Consider the following 17783-nt stretch of genomic DNA (forward strand, 5'->3'; position numbering starts at 1 on the left):
AGGTCAGAGCCTGCCCGCTCCCTGCAAAGGCAGGAAGGGACTGGGCCTGCCGTGCCACGAGATGCGCAGCGCGTCGCGGGCTCGCGTGGTGGCAACGAAGAGCTGGTTACGGCTCTTCTTGAGTTCGCGTTCGTACCGCTTGGGGTCGCTTGTCTCGTACTTCTCGACAACTGCAGTGCGCGGGAGGATGCCGGCGCTCGCGCCGACGACCGCGAGTTTCTGGTATTCGAGCCCCTTGAAGCGGTGCATCGTGCCGATGTGGACCTCGCCGCTTCCCTGTGGGCCGTCCTTGGTGAGGGTGGCCGTGGTGATGCCGTGCTTGAGCTCCAGGTCGGCGGCGACGCGGCCGGCCATGTCGCCATCGGCGACGCAGACCGCCATGGTGCCGCTGGGGTCACGTACGGTGCCGTCCTCAGCGGGGTGCGTGATTTCCTCGCGCCACCTCTTGAGGGCCTCGGCGAGCTGCGTGATCTCGTCGGTCCAGTCGTCGCATGCAACGTACTCGGGGGCCGGGCCGTGCAGCAGGGAGTGGTAGCCGTTGAGGGTCTCGGTGCCGTCGTCGAGGTCGTCGTAGGTGACTCCGCGGACGACCTTGGCGGCCTGGTCGAGGATCTCTTGGGTGGTGCGGTAGCTGAGGGACAGTTTCGAGGAACGACCGCGGATGTTGATGCCGACTGTGGACAGGGTGACCTGCCGGTCATAGATCCGCTGGTGGGTGTCGCTGGCGATGAACAGGTCGTTCGAGCCGGGGGCGACCATGGCGCGCAGCATCTTCCAGTGGGCGGGGCTGAGGTCCTGAGCCTCGTCGACGACGATGTGCCGGTAGCGGTGACGCAGGTAGCGCATCGCGGAGCTGTTGTCGTCAAGGTGGGTCAGGTCGCCACCGCCGATGTCTCCCTTGCGTTCGGCCCGGAGCTGGATCTTGCGGGCGCGTTCCATCTCGTAGCGGGCCGCCCGCTCGGCGGCCTGCGCCCAGGTTTCACGGCCCAGTCCGTTCAGGCGCAGGGTGAACTGGTCGAGCAGCTTCCAAATGACAGCGCGTTCGGGACGGCTGAGGGCGCGCCCCATACCGGCGCGGCGGGCCTTGAAGTAGTCCTGGCGGGTGGCAAGGGACTGGCCGAGGACGATCTGTTCCCATTCGTCGAAGAGGAACTCGGCGTCCCAGCGCTGTTCGTCGTGTTCGAAGAGGACTTCACGCAGCACGTCCAGGGCCGCGTCATCGGTGATCAGGCTGCGCTGAGAGCCAGGTGCCGAGTTCTCGTTGAGGACGCTCTGGGCGAGTTGGTCGATGTGCTTGATGTCGACCCGGCTCAGCAGCGCCGGATCCATGAGCGAGGTGAGCCGGGAGCGCAGGTCGGCGGTGAGGTTCTTGGTGTAGGTCGTCAGCAGGATCGGCTTGCCGTGGCCGGGTGGCAGAGCGGCGGCCAGACGGGCGACGCGGTGCAGGGCGACGATGGTCTTACCGGTGCCGGGGCCACCGCTGACGCGGGCGGGACCGCTGTAGTTCCGCTCGACGATCTTGCGCTGGGTGGGGTGGAGATAGACCTTCCATGCGCGGAAGTCGCCCTCGGCGAGGACGTTGCGGATGTCGTCGTCGACTGTGGTGACCGCGGTGCGGGTCAGGGCTGCCGCCATGTCGTTCTCGAAGCCAGGTTCGAGTTCGGTGGAAGCAGGCTGGGTGATCTCGCGTTCGACTTCCTCGACGGACATGCCTGAGCCGAGCCCGGTGAGGACCTCGGCGGTCAGGCGCGGGGCGCCGGCGATGAGTTGGTCGAGCTCCTCGTCGGTCGTGACGGTGAGGGCGAGGTCGATGAGGGCGTCGGCGACACCCAGCCGGCGCAGGTCCTCAGGGGTGCAGCCGACGAGAAGTGGTTCGGCAGGGGTGGGCGGTTGATCTGCTACGACCGGCGCGGGCGTGGGCTCCGCCGCGGGTGCGGCTTGCTCGTCCGGGGCCGGAGTGAGCTGGAGTCCCGCCCGCTGGAGGACACTTTGGCCGACTACACCGAGGTCGACGAACTCGATTTCACCGGTGATCCGGTTGATGGCGACGCTGAGCTCTTCATAGACGTCCTTGCGGTGGCGAACGGCGACGATCAGCCACTGCTGCACCCCGTCGGCGCCGACCCCGGCCCGGGCTAGAAGCGCCCGGTACGACCGGTCGATCTTGGCGCGGAAGATCCGGCCGTCGCCCTTGAGCGGCTTGAGATCGAGGCTTGGGTGATCGGGGTCGAGACGGAACTGGTGACAGAAGTCGTAGAACTTCGTTTTGACCGACGAGTCCATTTTGTAGAGCTCGTTTTCGGCCTTCTGGTAGAGGCTCAGGCGTGCGGTCATCGGGCGGCACTCTGTTCTTCGGAGTCGGGGCGGGCGGCAGCGTCGGGGAGAGCGGCGAGGAGGGCGTCGAGATCGGCGAGCCACTCGTCGGCCGAGCGGATGGTGAACCCAGCGTCGCGGTAGGCACGCCAGGTCTTCTCGCCCTCGTCGTCATCCTGGTCGTACGGCTCGGCCATGACGGCGATCCGCAGGTCGCCGTGGTCCCAGGCGAAGTCGGCGAGCCAACCGCGTTCGCCGAGCTCGTAGCCGTATGCGGGGGCCTTCTTGCCGCCGTCGGCCAAGGCATGGGCGAGGCGGGTGAGGGGGGCGTCGGGTTCGTCCTCGTCGAGGTAAACGAGAATTTCCCGGTCCCACAGCAGATCCCGCAGCGCCGCTTCGAGGGGTGTGTCGTTGGACGCCTCCACGGGGGACATCTCCGCGGCCACGGGCTGTGGCGCGGGTGCGCCGGTGCCGTACTGCACAATCAGGGATTCGAGTTCGCCGACTCCGCCGAAGGCCTTGAGTATCGCGGTGTCGAAGCGGCCCGCGGTTGCGGTGGTCAGCTGGACGCCGTCACCGCCGTCGTGAGCGAGGAACTGCAGGATGTTGGACCACTGGAGCCAGGCGCGCCAGCGCGTCTTGTGCTCGGGTGTGCCAAGCTGGTCGGGCTCGGTGTCGTCCAGGCAGGCCAGGGCGGTCCAGTAGCCGGTGGCCCCGTCGACCAGGAAGGCGACGGGCAGACCGGACTGGTCGCAGGTCTGGAACAGGTTGAGCGTGCCCGTGTCCTGGACGGGTGCCGGGGCGATGCCGTCGGCGCGTCCCCAGGCGCCGAGAAGCAGGTCGAGCATCTGGCGAGTCTGGCTGGGGGTGCCGTTGCCGATGAGAATCTCCTGGCCGGTTCCGAGGAGTCCGCCCACCACGGCCGCCGCCCGCTTGCCCCAGGCGGCATCGTCGGGGCTGCGCAGGTAGGCGAGGAGCATGCTCATCGGGTCGGTGAAGGCGGTGGAGGCGAGGTCGTCACCACCACGGTCGGCGTAGAGCTGCTTGGCCACGTCCTGCGCACTGGCCGGGTAGGGCGGCCAGACCGGCTCGGCTGGCTCCCGGTCCACCGCCGACTCGGACGTGTTCGTGAGCCGTTCGAAGGCGTCGAGGTCGTCCCAGGTGAGCTGGAAGACGGTACGCCCCTCGGCCCGGAGCCGATTGCGTTTGTCGGCATCTCCAGCGAGCCGGTTGTGACGCCGGGTGGCGTGGAAGCGGTGACCGTCGAGATAGACGGTGATCTTCTGCTTGGGCCCGTCGACGCGTTCGAAGGTGAAGTCGGTACGGGTGAAACCCTCGTTGCGCTGAGCGGTCAGTCGCCATCCGTGCACGGTGCCGACCTCGTCCAGCCGCAGATAGGCACTGTTGTCGCCGCTCTCCTCCAGCACGGCGTCGGCGCGCTGTCCCGCCCACCCGCGCAGGGCCTTCAGGAAGCGTGCTTCGAGGTCGGACTCGACCTGTCCGTCCAGCCCGATCTGGTCGGTGTTGCCGACCGGCTCGGTGTCCCAGGCGTCGGTCTCGGTGCCGAGGAGCTCGTCGAGGATCTCCAGGGCGGCCTGGCGGGAAACGCGCTCGATGTGCTGTTCGTCCGCGTAGCGGTACAGGCAGCGGTGGCAGGCCGGCCCGCCTTCCCCTTCGCAGGGGCACTCCACGAGGAGCCGGCGCGCCCCTTCGAGCACCTCCCGGAAGTTCGCGGGGTCGGTGAGCCGGTCGAGGTAGCCGGTGCCGTGCGGAAGGCGGTCGTACAGGACGAGGAAGTGCCGCTTCTCCGCGGTGTCACGGTCCGGCATGGTGGCGAGGGTGGTGTCGAGGTGCTGTGGGTCACCACCGAAGGCATCGTCCACGCCAAGGCGCAAGGCCGCCTGGAAGGAGTGGACTTTCTCGTCGACGAGCACGGTCGCCGCGGGCAGCAGGATGCGCAGCGCTTCGGTCTCCAGCTCGTGGGCGAGCAGGACCGGTTCCTGGGGTACGCCCTTCTTGCCGCGCCGCAGCGGGCACCACGGGGTGTGGTGCTTGAGTTCGCGCTGGCGGTTGGCGGAGTTGTCCACGGCATCGCGGTCGTCGTCGAAAACCGGACGGCCGTCGGCGCTCGCGGCCCCGCAGGCGGTACACACATGGAACGGCGCGATCCGCACGGCCCGCCCGGCGAGCTGGTCGTTGTCCTGGGCGCCGACGCTGAGCGGTCCTGTGTTGACGCGGCGGATGACAGCCCTGCGGGTGTAGTCGACGCCGAAGATCTCCTTGGTGTGCCGCCAGGACTTGCCCACCGCGAAGTCTTGGGGATCGATGTCGACCATGTCGACGACCGAGTAGAAGCGGTGATCACGGTCGTCGCTCTCGTCGCCGATCCTGGCGTCCTCACGCTTGTCGCGGGCTGTGACGACACTGGGCTGGACGATCTGCCACAGACAGCCGGAGTCGGCGATGCCTGCCTCCCCACAGCGCGGGCAGGGCGTCATGTCGGTCTCGGCGTCTTCGGTGCGGACATAGCCGCACGAGGGGCAGAAGCGCCAGTGGCGCCAGTCCTGGTCCCGGCCGGTGACGATGTCGATACCGGTGATGCGGTGCTTGTAACCCTCCGCGTAGAAGGTGTTGCCGGGGGCCAGCTCCGACAGAGCGTAGCCACGCGGACGCTGGTAGGAGAACGGCTTCGACTTGTAGCGGACGCTGCCCTCCGGTGTGGGGCCCTCGGGCCAGAAGACCGTGGAGTGCAGGGTGGTCGCGGCGTCGATCAGGGCGTAGTTGGGCAGCAGGCCGAGATCGCAGAGCACGGTCTGGGCCGGCTGGCGCTGACGTGCGGCGCCCTGCCGGGAGAGGGCTCCCAGCTCGGCCTCCAACTCCGCCTTCGTACGCGCCTGATCGTCGTCGCCTTCCTTGAGCTCGTCGATCGCGGATCGGATGGTACGGATACGGGTGCGCAGCTTCTGGTTCTCACGCTCCCACTCGCGTTCGGCCTTCTCGATCGTGCTGCGGATGCGGCGCACCGCGTACTTCTTCAGCTCCTCCTTGGCGGTGTCGCTCACGCCGGTCGGGAAGAGCGCGAGGAAGCCCGCGACGAGTTCCTCGCCGTGGGCGAGGGCGGCCTCGCTGAAGTCGGCGAGGTAACCGGAGGGACCGAACAGTTCGTCGACGCGGCGCGGCAGTGCGGCGAGTGGCCTGCCGTCCTCGCGCAGCAGCCGGCCGCGCGCCGCGAGGTCGAGGAGGTGCGCGGTGTACTGGCGGCGCAGGATCTCGATGGCCGACAGGTACGAACCGGGCGGCACGATCCGGCCGTCGATCATGTCGCGTGGCCGGTCGAGGAAGTACAGGTCGCGGCGGGAGCGGTCGGGGATGGTCAGCAGGAAGGCGTTGCCGGTACGGCGTCCGGCCCGGCCCGCCTGCTGGGCGTAGTTGGCCGGCCGCCGTGGCAGGGCACCGAGGACGACGGCGGAGAGGTCGCCGATGTCGATGCCCATCTCCAGGGTGGGCGTGCAAGACAGCACGTTGGGGTCGTTGAAGCCCCTACCGCTGCGGAAGGCCTCCTCGACGCGTTCGCGCTTGCCGCGGGAGAGCAGGCCGGTGTGCTCGGCGGTGATGACCTGGTAGGTACCCGCTCGCCGATACAGGCTGCGGTAGTAGTCGTCGCGGTAGTCGCGGTTCCGGTCGTGCCGGTCGACGGTCTCCAGCCACCGGTCACCGGCGACCAGCCGCCCGTTCGTGCAGCGGTACGCCTGACAGGGCTGACCGTGATATTGCGCCAGCAGCGAGGGGTGGACGGTCTGCTCCCAGAAGCACTTCGGGCAGCGCACGTACGCCTCGTTGACCTGAGAGTCCGACAGCAACTGAAGTCGGACGGCGCCGGGTTGGAGGCCGTACATCCGGGCAGTTGTATCGCCGGGGGTACGTGCCGCGAGCAGTCCCGCATCGGTGAGCCGGGGCAGCAGTCGCACCCAGAACTCGTCGGCCTGCTCACGGGTCATGTCGAAGCAGCGCTGCGCCCAGGTCTGGTACCAGGACAGGCGCCCGGCGGCGAAGTCGAACTCGCTGCCCTGCTTGGGCCGCGCGAGCAGGAAAATCGGCGCGGAGACGCCCTTGGGGAAGGCCTTCATGCCGCGCGGGCGGCCGCCCCAGATGTAGTAACGGCTGGTACCCGCCTCGTCGAGGAACTTCTCCAGCCACCGGTGTCCGACAGCTCCCCGGGTCCGCAGCCGCTCCAACAGGCCGCGCAGGAACGCGAGATAGCGGGCGTCGTCGTGCTCGGTGAGCGCCAGCCCGCGCTGGGCGGCCTCTTCATGCACGGCCCGTACGAGCGCCACAGCCGCCTGCTCTTCGGGGAGGTCCACCCAGGCGGCCGCGGTGCGGGTCAGTTCGAGGGTACGGCCGTTGCGGGACCGGTGGCCGAACTCCATCACGGCCTCGAAGGCGAACCGTTCACCGATCAGGTCCCAGGTTTTCTTGTCTCCGCCCCGGCCCTTGCCCGACAACAGACGCGCCACACCCGTGTCGTCGTGCAGGTCCGGCGGGACGACCGCGGCGAGCGTCTCGCGGTCGGTGGTGGCCGCGACGACGTCGGCGACGAGATCGTTGAGCGCGCTGGGCTGCTCCTCGCTCAAGTGCTTGGTGAACAGTGCCCGCAGGGAGAATGTGTACGAGCGGGAGGCGACGAATCCGGCCCGGTGCGCGGCGTCCTGCACCGAGTCGTTGAACATCAGCGTCTTCGTCTCGCGCTGCTCCTTGTCCATCTCCCCGCCGGTGAACAGCTGGGTGACGGACGCGGCCGCGAGTGCGGCGGCTCCGGTACCGAGGAAGCGGATCGCGTTGTGCGTGCCGCACGCTGGGCACCAGTCGTCCTTGGCGGCACGTTCCGCGGTGTCGCCGAGCTGGACGAGGACGAAAGCCGAATCGGGGCCGGCGGGCTGCGGGTTGCCTTCGTCGTCGTAGTCGGCCTGGGGGTCGGGCAGACGTAGACGCCGGGAGGGCCCGTCGAGGACCATCAGCACACCTGCGCCGCCGGTGGTCAGCGACCTCTGCGCCGCCGGGTCCATGGCGGTACGGCCATTGCCTTCACGGGCCTCGTTGTCGGTGGCCGCCACCAAGGTGCGTACCTTGGCTTTCTCGGCGGTGACGGTGGCGCGGCGGATCTTGTGTGCCTCGAACTCCAGCTCCTCCAGGTCCGACTCCGGAGCGAGGACCGACCATCCGGATCGCCCGCACTCGCGGCAGTAGACGGCGGGCAGGAAGATCTTGGTGTCGCGTGAGGTGGTCGTGTCCGGCGTGGTACGCAGCCGGCTCTGAGCCCCGGCGGTGTCCCAGGCGAACTCGGCCTTCGGCCACGGCAGTAGGCCACGCAGCACGCGCGTGACGGACCGCGCCCACTGGTGCACCTCCACCTGCACGAGGGGACGGCTGAGCGCGGCCGCTGCGTCCGGGTCACGCGCCACGGACAGCAGGGCGACGAAGCGGGCGAGCGCCAGGGCGGCGATCTGCGGCCGTGTTGTGATCGCCTCGTCCCAGCTCTTCGCCCCACTGCGGCGCATCACGTCGAGCACCTCGTCGTAGGTGCGCACAGTCCCGTCGAAGGCGTTCAGCACCGCGTACGTGAGCCGGTTGCGCTTGAGCGCGGCACCGAGGGTGACCGGATCGGTCGTACGGGTTCCGGTGACGGCCTCGGCGAGGTCCGCGAGCGCTTCGGGACCGGAGGCGGGATCAGGCAGTGCGGTCAGCGTTTCGGGAGGCGTGGCCTGGCCGGGCAAGAACTTCGCGTCCGGGATCGACTCGTCGAGCATGAACTCGTCGACGGTCAGCCGGTCCTCGCCGATGATCGCGTCCGCGGTGAACTCGGCGCCGAAGACGTTGGTGGCCACGGAGAGGAGCCGACGTACTCCGTCCTCGTCGGTGCCGGAGGCCAGGGTCGCGGACGTGGCGACGGGAGTGATCGTGCCGAGCGGACTGCCGGGCCTCGTGGCGCCGACGGCGATGGCGAGGCGGCGCAGCAGCATGGCCACGTCGGTGCCCTGCGCGCCGTCGTACGTGTGGAACTCGTCGACGACCACATAGCGGATGTCGCTGCTGTCCCACAGCGGTGCGTCGGCGGCACGCTGGAGCAGCAGGTCGAGCATCTTGTAGTTGGTGATCAGGATGTCCGGCGGGGACAGCTGCATGTCCTGGCGGCGGGTGTAGACCTTGTCGTAGTGCGTGGCCGCCTTGTCCCCGATGTACAGGCCGGCGCGTACGCCGCCCAGCTCGTCGTACTCGGTGAGCAGTCCGTTGATGCGGGCCGCCTGGTCGGTGGCGAGGGCGTTCATCGGGTAGAGGAAGACCGCCTTGACCCCGTCGTTCCCGGCGGCGCGCTCGCGGGCGCAGTGGTCGAGTACGGGGTAGAGGAACGACTCGGTCTTACCGGACCCGGTGCCCGTGGTGACCAGGGTGGGCTGAGGCGTGTGGCCGTCCTTCGAGGTGAGCCGGGCGAAGGCGCGGGCCTGGTGCGCGTACGGCCTCCAGCCGTCGGTACGCACCCAGTCCAGGTGCTGCTGCCAGCCGTCCTCGGCCGGGGTGAAGGGCGTACGCAGCCGCAGGTACGGGCCGCGGAACATGCCCGTCGTCTCGTCTCCGAGGAAGGCGTGCAGGGCCTTGCGAGCGCCCTCGTCCGCGAGGCCGTACGTCGTGGACAGGTACTGGAGCAGGCTTTCCTTCAGTCCCTGTGCTTCGAGGGTCGGTCTCACTTACCCGGGACCTCCATCTTCTCCGGGTCCCAGAGACCCTTCGCCACGGCTTCGTCGAGGCGCTTCTTGAAATAGGCATGCGCTTCCCGCATCTCGCGCTCGCGGTCGGCTTTGTAGAAGGGGGCGGTGTATCCGTCGGGGACGGGGGCGGCTTCGGGGTCCTTCAGGTAGGCCTCGAACTGGGTCCAGTGGTCCTTGGTCTGGTCGAATCCGTACGTGTACCGGTCCCCGGCGATCTTCCGCTCCTCGGCGTCGAACCACGTCACCCGGTCGAAGTCCTGCATGATCGGGAAACGAGCCCGGTACATGGCGATGAGCGTGTCCGCGTCGATACCGAGCCATACGGCCACGAGCGCGTCGATCTCCACGAGTGCGGCGCGGCGGGCGTACTCCGTACGGAGGGGTGTGTCGCGCTGCCAGGTAGGGGTGACCCTGTGCAGCTCGGTCTTGAGGTGAGGCCATTCGACGGCCCAGGGCTCGTAGCCGGGCCACTTGGAGTCGTACAGATCGGCCCAGAGGTCGGCGTAAGCGGTGGTGAGGGCGTTCAGGCGGAGGGTACGGAGGAGGAGGGCGGGGGCTAGGGGGTGGTTTTCCTGGGGGGCCGGCAGCAGCTTGGCTGGGTTCTCGTGAAGATGCGACCAGGCAAGCGTCCGCAAGAAGTAGTCGATCGGCAGGCCCGACCAGAATCCTCCGATCAAGGCCGAATGCCGCATCGATGAAACGAAGGCACTGCGGATTCCACCTACATGAGTGACCTCGCGAGGCAACAAGGCTGTATACAAGGCGCGTTCAGTGTCCGGAGCGATCTGGTTCCGCCACGCCCAACGGAATCGCTCACTGTATGGCCTGCTGGCTTTAGCAAGCAGAAACTTCTCCACCTGCTCGTCCTCGACCGCCTCCGGCTCCACGTCCCGCTTCTCCGCGATCCGGAGCCGCGCCTGCGCCCGCTCCTCCTCCGAAGCGAGCAGCGACTCGTACTTCTCCCAGTCGGGCCACCTGTCCTGCTCGCCCAGGAATACTTCGCGAGGAGCCACGCACCGGTACTCCGACTCCGGCACCGCGTCGTCCGCGAGCACCCTGGGGTCGAGGCCGCGAACCTCGCCACCGCCCTGGCTGGGCTGCTTGAACATAGGGTTCGCAACGCCGATCTGCGGACCCTTGAGGATGACGTCGCTCCACGCCTTCGCGTGGTAGTCCTCCTGGCGGTCGACGCCGGTGTTGTAGTCGATGAGCCGCTGATTCTTGTCCGGACCGAACCTCGCCTTCTTGGCTCCGCTTTCGTCGTATCCGCGGGTGATCTCCGGGCGCAGCGCACCCAGGCGCAAGGGATACATGCCCAGCGCGTCGATCGCCGGGTCCTCCGCCGTGCTCACCGGCGTGAGCAGACGCGTGTGCTCCAGCGGCCCTTCGTCACCCGCCAGCCGACGCCACCGCTTGAGGGTGTCGCGCGTGACGCGGACGACACGCTTCGGGTGGGGGCGTTCGTCCCAGTCGCCGTCGTACTTGACGCCGGGATCGGCGCCGGCGTTCTCGGCGGAGGCGGACAGCCGAAGCGAGTCGACGGTGAAGAGCCACGACAGAGAGTCGAAGGAGATCTCCCCTTCGGGCCCGTAGACGTGCACGCCGAAGTGACTGGACCGACCCACCGGCGGCGGAAAGAAGCGGTTTCCCGCATTGACAAAGTCACCGTGCACGCGTAGCCGCTGGTACGCCGCAGCCCGCAGCTTGGCTTCGTTGTCACCCGCGAAGTGGGTGTCGGGGTGCACCATTCCGGCCGTACCACCGCGCCCGGCGTGGTCCCAGACCTCGCACATGAACGCCCGGTACAGATCCGGCTGGCTACCCGAGATCAGCGGGTAGACAGGCGACGCAGACAGATAGCTCGCCATCGTCACCGTATTCGTCACCTCACCGACCAGGTACTCCTGCACCTCCTTGCGCGCGAGCTCGGCCTCCCGCCGCCGATTCCTGTCCTCCGCCTTCGGCTTCTCCGTGAGCATGAACCACGGCTCGTACTCCGCAAGGACCGGGTTCTCCTTCCACTCCGGCCGCACCCACGGCGGGTTGCCCACCTGAAGGTCGAAGCCCCCGGCCTCGCTGACAAAGACGCCAGCGAAGTCCAACTCCCAATGTAGAAACGCCTGTTCCTCGGCGATGTCACGGACGACCCGCATCCACGGATACCGCGTCTCCACCGCCTTCCGGGCGTCATCCATGCCCATCTCAGCCTGGATCAGGTCTTCGAAAGCCTTCAGTTCCTTGAGAGAGCCGACGGTCGTGGCAAAGGTGTTCTCGGGGATCGGTCCCGTGCCCACCATGGACTCCAGGAAGGCGATCCAGTCGTCCAGGCTCGCGAGTGGGATGACGTCCCGGCGGCGCGCCGCGCCTGCGGGCTTCCTCGGTCCGGAGGAGCCACGCCCCTTCTTGACCTCCTTCTTCACCACGAGCGCGTCGTCGTCCCCGCTTTCGCCGAAGGACATCTGGTCACCGTCCATGCTGAACAGCAGCCCGTTCTCGACGAACTGAGGCGCGGGCGTCGGCTCAGGCGGCTGCCCGGCGGCCTCGACGGTCTGCCCGGCCACCGACGACAGCAGCGCGTCCAGGTCGGCGCCCGCCTGTGCCGTCACCACCGGAGCTGTGGCGTACTCCGCGTCCGACCCGTCCAGCAGCCCCACCTTGTCCAGCGGCCAGAACCACAGCGCGCACCACGCGTCCATGACCTGCTTGAGCCGCCAGTATGGGGAACCCTCCGCGTCGAAGAGGTCCTTGAAGACCTGCTCCTTGGTCAGCGGCAGGCTTCGGTCCGCGTTCTGCTTGTCGCGGCGGAGGAAGGCGTACTCCTCCGCGTCCTCCGCACGGTCGGTACCCCACACATCGATCGTTCGGGCGATCTCCCGTTCGCTCAGCTCCATGCGCTTGGCCACCAGCTGCCACAGGAACTCGACCCGACGGGCCGCGGCCTGCAACCGGGCGAGCTGGCTGCTCTTGCCGCCCGTCGGCTTGGGCTTGGTCTGGACGCTCTTCTTCCACGCTTTCAGCTTCTCCACCTGCGGCCCGGCGAGCTGCTCGACCAGCTTCTTCGCATCGCCGCTCGCCCCCGCGACCGCACCCCACCCGGGCGTGGGCAGCAGGAACTGATGCACAGCCCCTTCCGGCAGGGGCTGCTCCGCACCGTCCTCCGGAGCTCGGAAAGGCAGCTTGGTCGGCGTCTGGGCGCCGATCGTCCGCTCCTTCTTGATGCGCTCCGCCTCATACACCCAACGACGAGTTCCGATAAGGGAGTTGCCTCGTCGAAGGTGCAGGCCGAACCACGGCGCCCGCATGCCCGGGTGCATGGTGTTCAGCCAGAGCGACACCTCGGCCAGCTCCACGCCCGTCGCGTTCAGGTCGATCCCGTACGCGTTGTGGAGCGCGATGTACGCCTTCACCTTCTGCTTGGCGTCCAGCGTCTTCGACGTGTCAAGACTGACGCCCAGCTCCTCCTGGCGACGCTTGAGGTACTCCTCGGCGACCTGGTTAATCGCCTCATTCAGGAACGCGCCGGAGCCCAGGGCGGGTTCGCAGATCGTGTAGCGCAGCAGATCGCTCGCCCGCGTCCGGACTGTGTTTCCCTCTGCGTCCTTCTCCTGGTCGAGGCGGTGCTTGAGCGCCAGCTCGACGGTGACCTTCGTGAGGGACTCGGGGGTGTAGTAGGAGGCGGAGGTCTCCCGGTCGCGGCCGGCCAGGCGGTAGACGAACGTGCCCGGGGCGTACTTCTTCGGGCCGCGCAGACCGTACTGTTCCGCGTCCTGGGCGGAGTACACGACATGCGTGTTCTCGGGGTAGTCCCTCAGCCGGTCCGCGGGGATGAGCCAGGAGCCCTTCTCCGGGTCGCCGTACTGCTTGTCGCCCCTCTTCGCGCCGGGCTTGGCGACCTCCGCCAGTTCCTCCTCTGCGATGATGCCGGTGTAGGACATCAGGCCCTCGTAGACCGCGCCGAGTTGGTTGATCCCGAGGTTGCGGTAGGAGATGAAGCCGCCTTGCCTTCCCCTCTGACTGGCCTCCTTCATGGTCAGCAGACGCAGCACCTGGTGCAGGGCCTCGTTGCGCAGCCGCAGGTCCAGCCACCGCGGCTGCTCGTCCCCGTCCTCGTCCCAGCGCGGATCGAGGACGCGGCGACCGATAAGGGTGATCGCCTTCGGGTCGAACAGCTCGCTGCGCAGCGCCTCGAAACGCAGGCCGCGTTGCTCGCTGCGCTCGGCGGCGGGCTTGTGGTCGTCCGGTTCGGTGCCGTGCGGTCGGTGGCCGTAGTTGACCTTGTTGAACAGGACGTCGAGGGATGCGTACAGGTGAAAGCCCATGCGGCTCTCCTCGTCGACCAGCTTTCTCTCTCGCGCCACCAACTCACGCAGGCGGGCGATCGAGTAGCCGGCCTCGTACGTGGAGTCCTCGGCGGGCAGGATGCCCAGCTCGGGACGGGCCTCCGCGTACAGGAGGAAGAGGATGCGGTAGAGGTAGCGCAGCGATTCGCGGGTGAGCTGCTTGGCGAACGGTCCCTGCTTGGGGTCCTCGATGTCCCGTGGCTCGACCTCCGCCTCGCGCAGACGGGCCAGCACCTCGTTGGCGATGATCTCGACCGAGCGCTGGAGGCCCTTGCGCAACTCGGAGTTCACTCCGACGGCGTTGTCCCGGGACGCCTTGAGCAGGTCGTCGATGCGCCGGCCCTTGCCGTCGGGACGGGGCGCGAGCATGTCGTGGGAGAAGAGGGCGGCGAGCAGGGCGAGTTCCCCTGCCTTTGCCGTGTCGTTGCGGGCGAGGGCCGCGTCGAGGCTGACGGCGAGGTAGCGGCCCTCGGCCCAGGCACCCCGGTCGGCGAGGACGAGCACGCCGCCGCAGAGCAGAAGCACGAAGCGAGGAGCCTCGCCGCCGGGCTCGTGCAGCTCGCTCTGGAAGAGCCAGCCCGCCAGCTTCTCGCCTACTTCGATGAGACCGTCGGCGGTCTTGAGGGGGTGGAGGAGCAGTCCTGCCTTCTCGGGGTCGAGAGCGTGGTCGAGTGTGGCGGTCCACCCGCAGTCGACGGCCACGATGCCGTCTCCGTGCCAGGCGGCCTGGAGCTCGTAGTCCCGGCCAGCGTTGTGCACGGTGATCGGCTCGGGCCGGTCACCGCCGTAGCCGAGGGCCTTTAGCAAGGCGGTGTGCCAGGTGGTGAGGTGCTCGGCCCACTCGCCCGTCGGGTCGTCGTAGGTGCTGCCGGGTTCCTCCTGCTGGGCGCGGGAGGCCAGGAAGGGGCGCACGGTGGCTTGGTAGTCACCGCGTAGCCGGGGGAGCAGTTCGCGCGGGGTGGCGCGCGGGTCGTGCGGGTCGGTCTCGCGGTTGGTCCAGAGGGTGAACAGACCCTCGTCGCCCGCCTTGCTCTTCTTGAGGGTGTTCTCCAGCTCTTCACTGAAGTAGTGGGCGGAGAGGTATTCGCCGCGGTTGGCGAAGGAGTCGTAGGTGTAGCTCATCGTGCGGGCTCCTCGGCCTGCGCGGCGGACGCGGTGATGTGGAGGGGTTCGAGGACGGCGAGGACCCGCAGCATCGGGTCGCCGTCGGTTCGCAGGCGGCGTACGAGGTCGCGGCGGCGGGCGGCCGTGTCGTACACGTGCCGACGTCGGCGCTCCTGGTTGCCTACGGCGATCAGCGCGCCCTGCTCCCAGGCCTGCACCCGCTCCTCGTAGGGGGCCAGGTAGGAGTCGACCTGCTTGTCGTAGTCGGCGCGGCGCTCGCGCAGGTGGGTCTCGGCCGCGTCGACGGCCGCGGGGACGAGTGCCTGGAGGAGGTCGGGATCGACGGGCCGGCCACGGCCGGGCATGTCGGGGCCGACGCCGCAGGCGGCGAGGAACGCCGAGTCCATGCGCCATACGCGAGGTGCGGCCTCCGCGAGGCCCGTGACGGCCATCCACTCGACGACCGTCGGCTTGCCCGCGGCGTTGGAGTAGACGCCCTGGAGGAGGTAGACCGGGCCGGTGAGCGCCGCGGGCAGGGCGGCGTCGATCCGTTTGGCTTTGTCGACGTCGGGCCGGTAGGCGAGGACGAACGCTTCGTCGTAGCGGAGTTTGGCGAGGACCTTGTCCGTCACCCAGTCGAGCACCGGGTGGATGTCGGAGACATAGGAGACATTGGGCCACTGGGAGGTGGGCTGGCCGGTCTTGCCCTGCTTGGCGTTGCGGGCGGCTTCCAGCCGGTCGGCGGCGTACTTCTTGTCAAAGGTGATGCGCAGCGTGCCCTCGTGCTTGGGGGTGGTGAGGATCTTCTCCTGCTCCAGGTACGACTTCGGCAGTTCCCGGAAGCGGTACTGGAGGTCGTCGGGCGGGGTGAACTCGATGCGCCCACCCGCCGTCTCGGGCTTCCAGCCCAGGTCCTCGCGCTCGGCCGGCGGGTAGATGAGCTCCACCGCGGCCTGAAAGTATGCCTTGGTGTTCGCGAACACATGGGGAACGTCCGCCTCGGGGACCGGGGCCTTCCCGACGGTGGCCGGGGCAGCAGTCGGGTCGGCCAGCCTGGCGTTGGCGCCGGCGAGCAGCCCGGCGAGGACACCACCGGACTCCTGCCGGGACTGCTTGAGAGAGCGTTCGACGGTGCCGCCCTTGATCAGGTCGCGGGTGAGGCGGTCCTCTTCCTTCTTGTCGTTGTAGAGCCCGGTGACAGCCTCGGCGCTGCCCTCGCCGGTCTCGATCTCGTGAGCCTGGGCCTCACGCCGCAGCAGACGGGTGCCGACGAGCCGGTCGTCGAGCGTGAGCATCTCGCCGCTCTCCTCGTCGCGCCGCCAGGGCACGTCGGCGGTCAGGATGAGCGCACGGAACTCCGGGCTGACCGCCTGTCCGTAGCGGTCGATGCGTCCGTTGCGCTGCTCGATCCGGATGAGGGACCAGGGCAGGTCGTAGTGGATGAGGTCGTGGCACTGATGGTGGAGGTTGACGCCCTCGGAGGCGATGTCTCCGGTGAAGAGCAGCCGAACCGGTTCCTCGAGTCGGCCGAAGCGGTCGACGATCTCCTGCTGCTGCTGGTCGTTGGTGGTGTCGCCGTGCATGACCTCAACGGCGCCGTCGTACGCCTTCCACGGACGTGTCTGATCGGGCTTGGCCTGGTGCTTCTTCTTGAAGCCGAGGCGGGCCGGAACCACCTGGGCCAGCCAGTTCAGCGTGTCGACCCGCTCGGAGAAGATCACGACGCGGCGCTGGGAGGCCGGTCCGACACCGAGGTCGTCCTTGAGTGTGCGTACGAGCACGTCGAGCTTCGCGGAGTCCTGGTCGGTGAAGTCCGCGACCAGCGTCTCCAGTTCGGCGAGGGCCTTGCTCTCGGCGGCGAGAGCTGCGCGGCGGGCGGCGGCGTCCGCCGCGGTCTTGGCCTTGCGGCCCTTCGTCGTGCCGCTCTTCGGGTTGTTCAGGTGCTCACGGCGCCTGGCGAGGGACTCCCGCAGGGCGACGTGGGAGGAGAGGAATGCCTTCAGGAAGTTGTAGCCGACCAGCGGGTCGGCGCAGACCGACGAACGGTTCGGGTCACCCGGGGTCCACTCGCTCGCGAGCTTCTCCAGGACGGCGATCTCCTTCGGCGTCGCAGGTGCGGGCACCGGCAGGGAGGGACCGCGTTCGGCCCACGGCTTGCCCTTGAGGCCGTCGCGTACCTCGCGGTCGGTCTTGGTGCGCCTGATGTAGAGGTGGTCGAGGTCGGCGACCTTGTAGTTCCTGGGGTCTGCGATCGCCGCCGGGTCGAGCATCCGGATCAGCTCGGCGAAGGATTCGGCGTCGCCGTTGTGCGGGGTGGCGGAGGCCAGGATCAGCGCATCGGTCTGCTCGGCGAGGCGGCGGGCCAGGGCGTTGTTCCGGGTGCCCTTGTTCACGAGGTTGTGCGACTCGTCGATGACCACCGCGTCCCAGGTGATGTTCTCCAGGTGGTGGGCGTACGTCGCCGACCTGAGGGTGTCGACGGAGACGATGACTCGCTTGAAGTGGGCGAAGGGGTTCCGGCCCGCCGGGATCTCCTGCTGGATGCGCTGGATGCCGGTGGAGTCCAGGCGCACCAGCGGCAGGGAGAAGCGGGTCCACAGCTCGCGCTGGAACTGCTCCAGCACATGGGCAGGCGTGACCACGAGGATGCGCTCGCCGCGCCCGCGCCGGATCAGCTCGGCGAGCGTGATGCCGATCTCCAGGGTCTTGCCCAGACCGACCACGTCGGCGATCAGCAGCCGCGGCTGCGGGTTCCGCATCGACAGCGCCAGCTCGGCGGGACGAAGCTGATGCTCCTGCCGGTCCATGAGGAAGGAGTCGGCGAGCGCGATGCCGTGCTCGGTCTGCGGCAGCGCGGTTTTGCGGATCACCGCCTCCAGGTAGAGGCGGGCCTTGGCGTGCCTGGAGGTGTCGTCGGGCCGAAGCTTGGTCTTGCGCGGATCGAGTACGTCGATCTGGTCCAGGCCGGAGTAGAAGACCGCGTCCGTACCGCGGACGAACGGGGACACTCCGCTGACCTCGACCATGAGTCCGTCACGGGACTCCGCGACGGACTTCACGAGCCACTGCTCCTCCCGGATGCGCACCTGGGCACCAGGGGCGAAGGCCGGCCTCGCGCCGGCCGGATACGCACACTCCCTCGCGTCGGCGTCGCGCGCCTCAGGAACCTCGGGCTGCATCGCCGTGGTCACGTGGTGCTCCTCTGTGGACTGTGATCGGTGATGTGCAGTGTGCACATATGGGGCGCGAGGTGGTCAACGCCCTG

General features: G+C 68.5%; 4 protein-coding genes. All 4 read right to left on the bottom strand.

The features are described 5' to 3' along the window. Positions 1-3: 3 nt before the first annotated feature. From ACZ7D7_RS30445 to ACZ7D7_RS30460, 4 genes are read right to left on the bottom strand one after another with little or no spacing between them, the layout of a single operon-like run. Positions 4-2334, bottom strand: coding sequence for a UvrD-helicase domain-containing protein (locus tag ACZ7D7_RS30445; RefSeq protein WP_470828503.1), 2331 nt, complete (start codon positions 2332-2334; stop codon positions 4-6). Next, on the bottom strand, positions 2331-9053 hold the full coding sequence (locus ACZ7D7_RS30450; protein WP_470828504.1) for a DEAD/DEAH box helicase: 6723 nt from the start codon (positions 9051-9053) through the stop codon (positions 2331-2333). The genes ACZ7D7_RS30445 and ACZ7D7_RS30450 overlap by 4 nt, the downstream gene beginning before the upstream one ends. Then, positions 9050-14536, bottom strand: coding sequence for a hypothetical protein (locus ACZ7D7_RS30455; RefSeq protein WP_470828506.1), 5487 nt, complete (start codon positions 14534-14536; stop codon positions 9050-9052). The genes ACZ7D7_RS30450 and ACZ7D7_RS30455 overlap by 4 nt, the downstream gene beginning before the upstream one ends. Beyond that, positions 14533-17709, bottom strand: a complete 3177-nt coding sequence (locus ACZ7D7_RS30460; RefSeq protein WP_470828508.1) for an SNF2-related protein — start codon at positions 17707-17709, stop codon at positions 14533-14535. The genes ACZ7D7_RS30455 and ACZ7D7_RS30460 overlap by 4 nt, the downstream gene beginning before the upstream one ends. Between the last annotated feature and the right edge of the window lie 74 nt (positions 17710-17783).

The organism is Streptomyces sp. NPDC037054 (genome assembly GCF_055606745.1).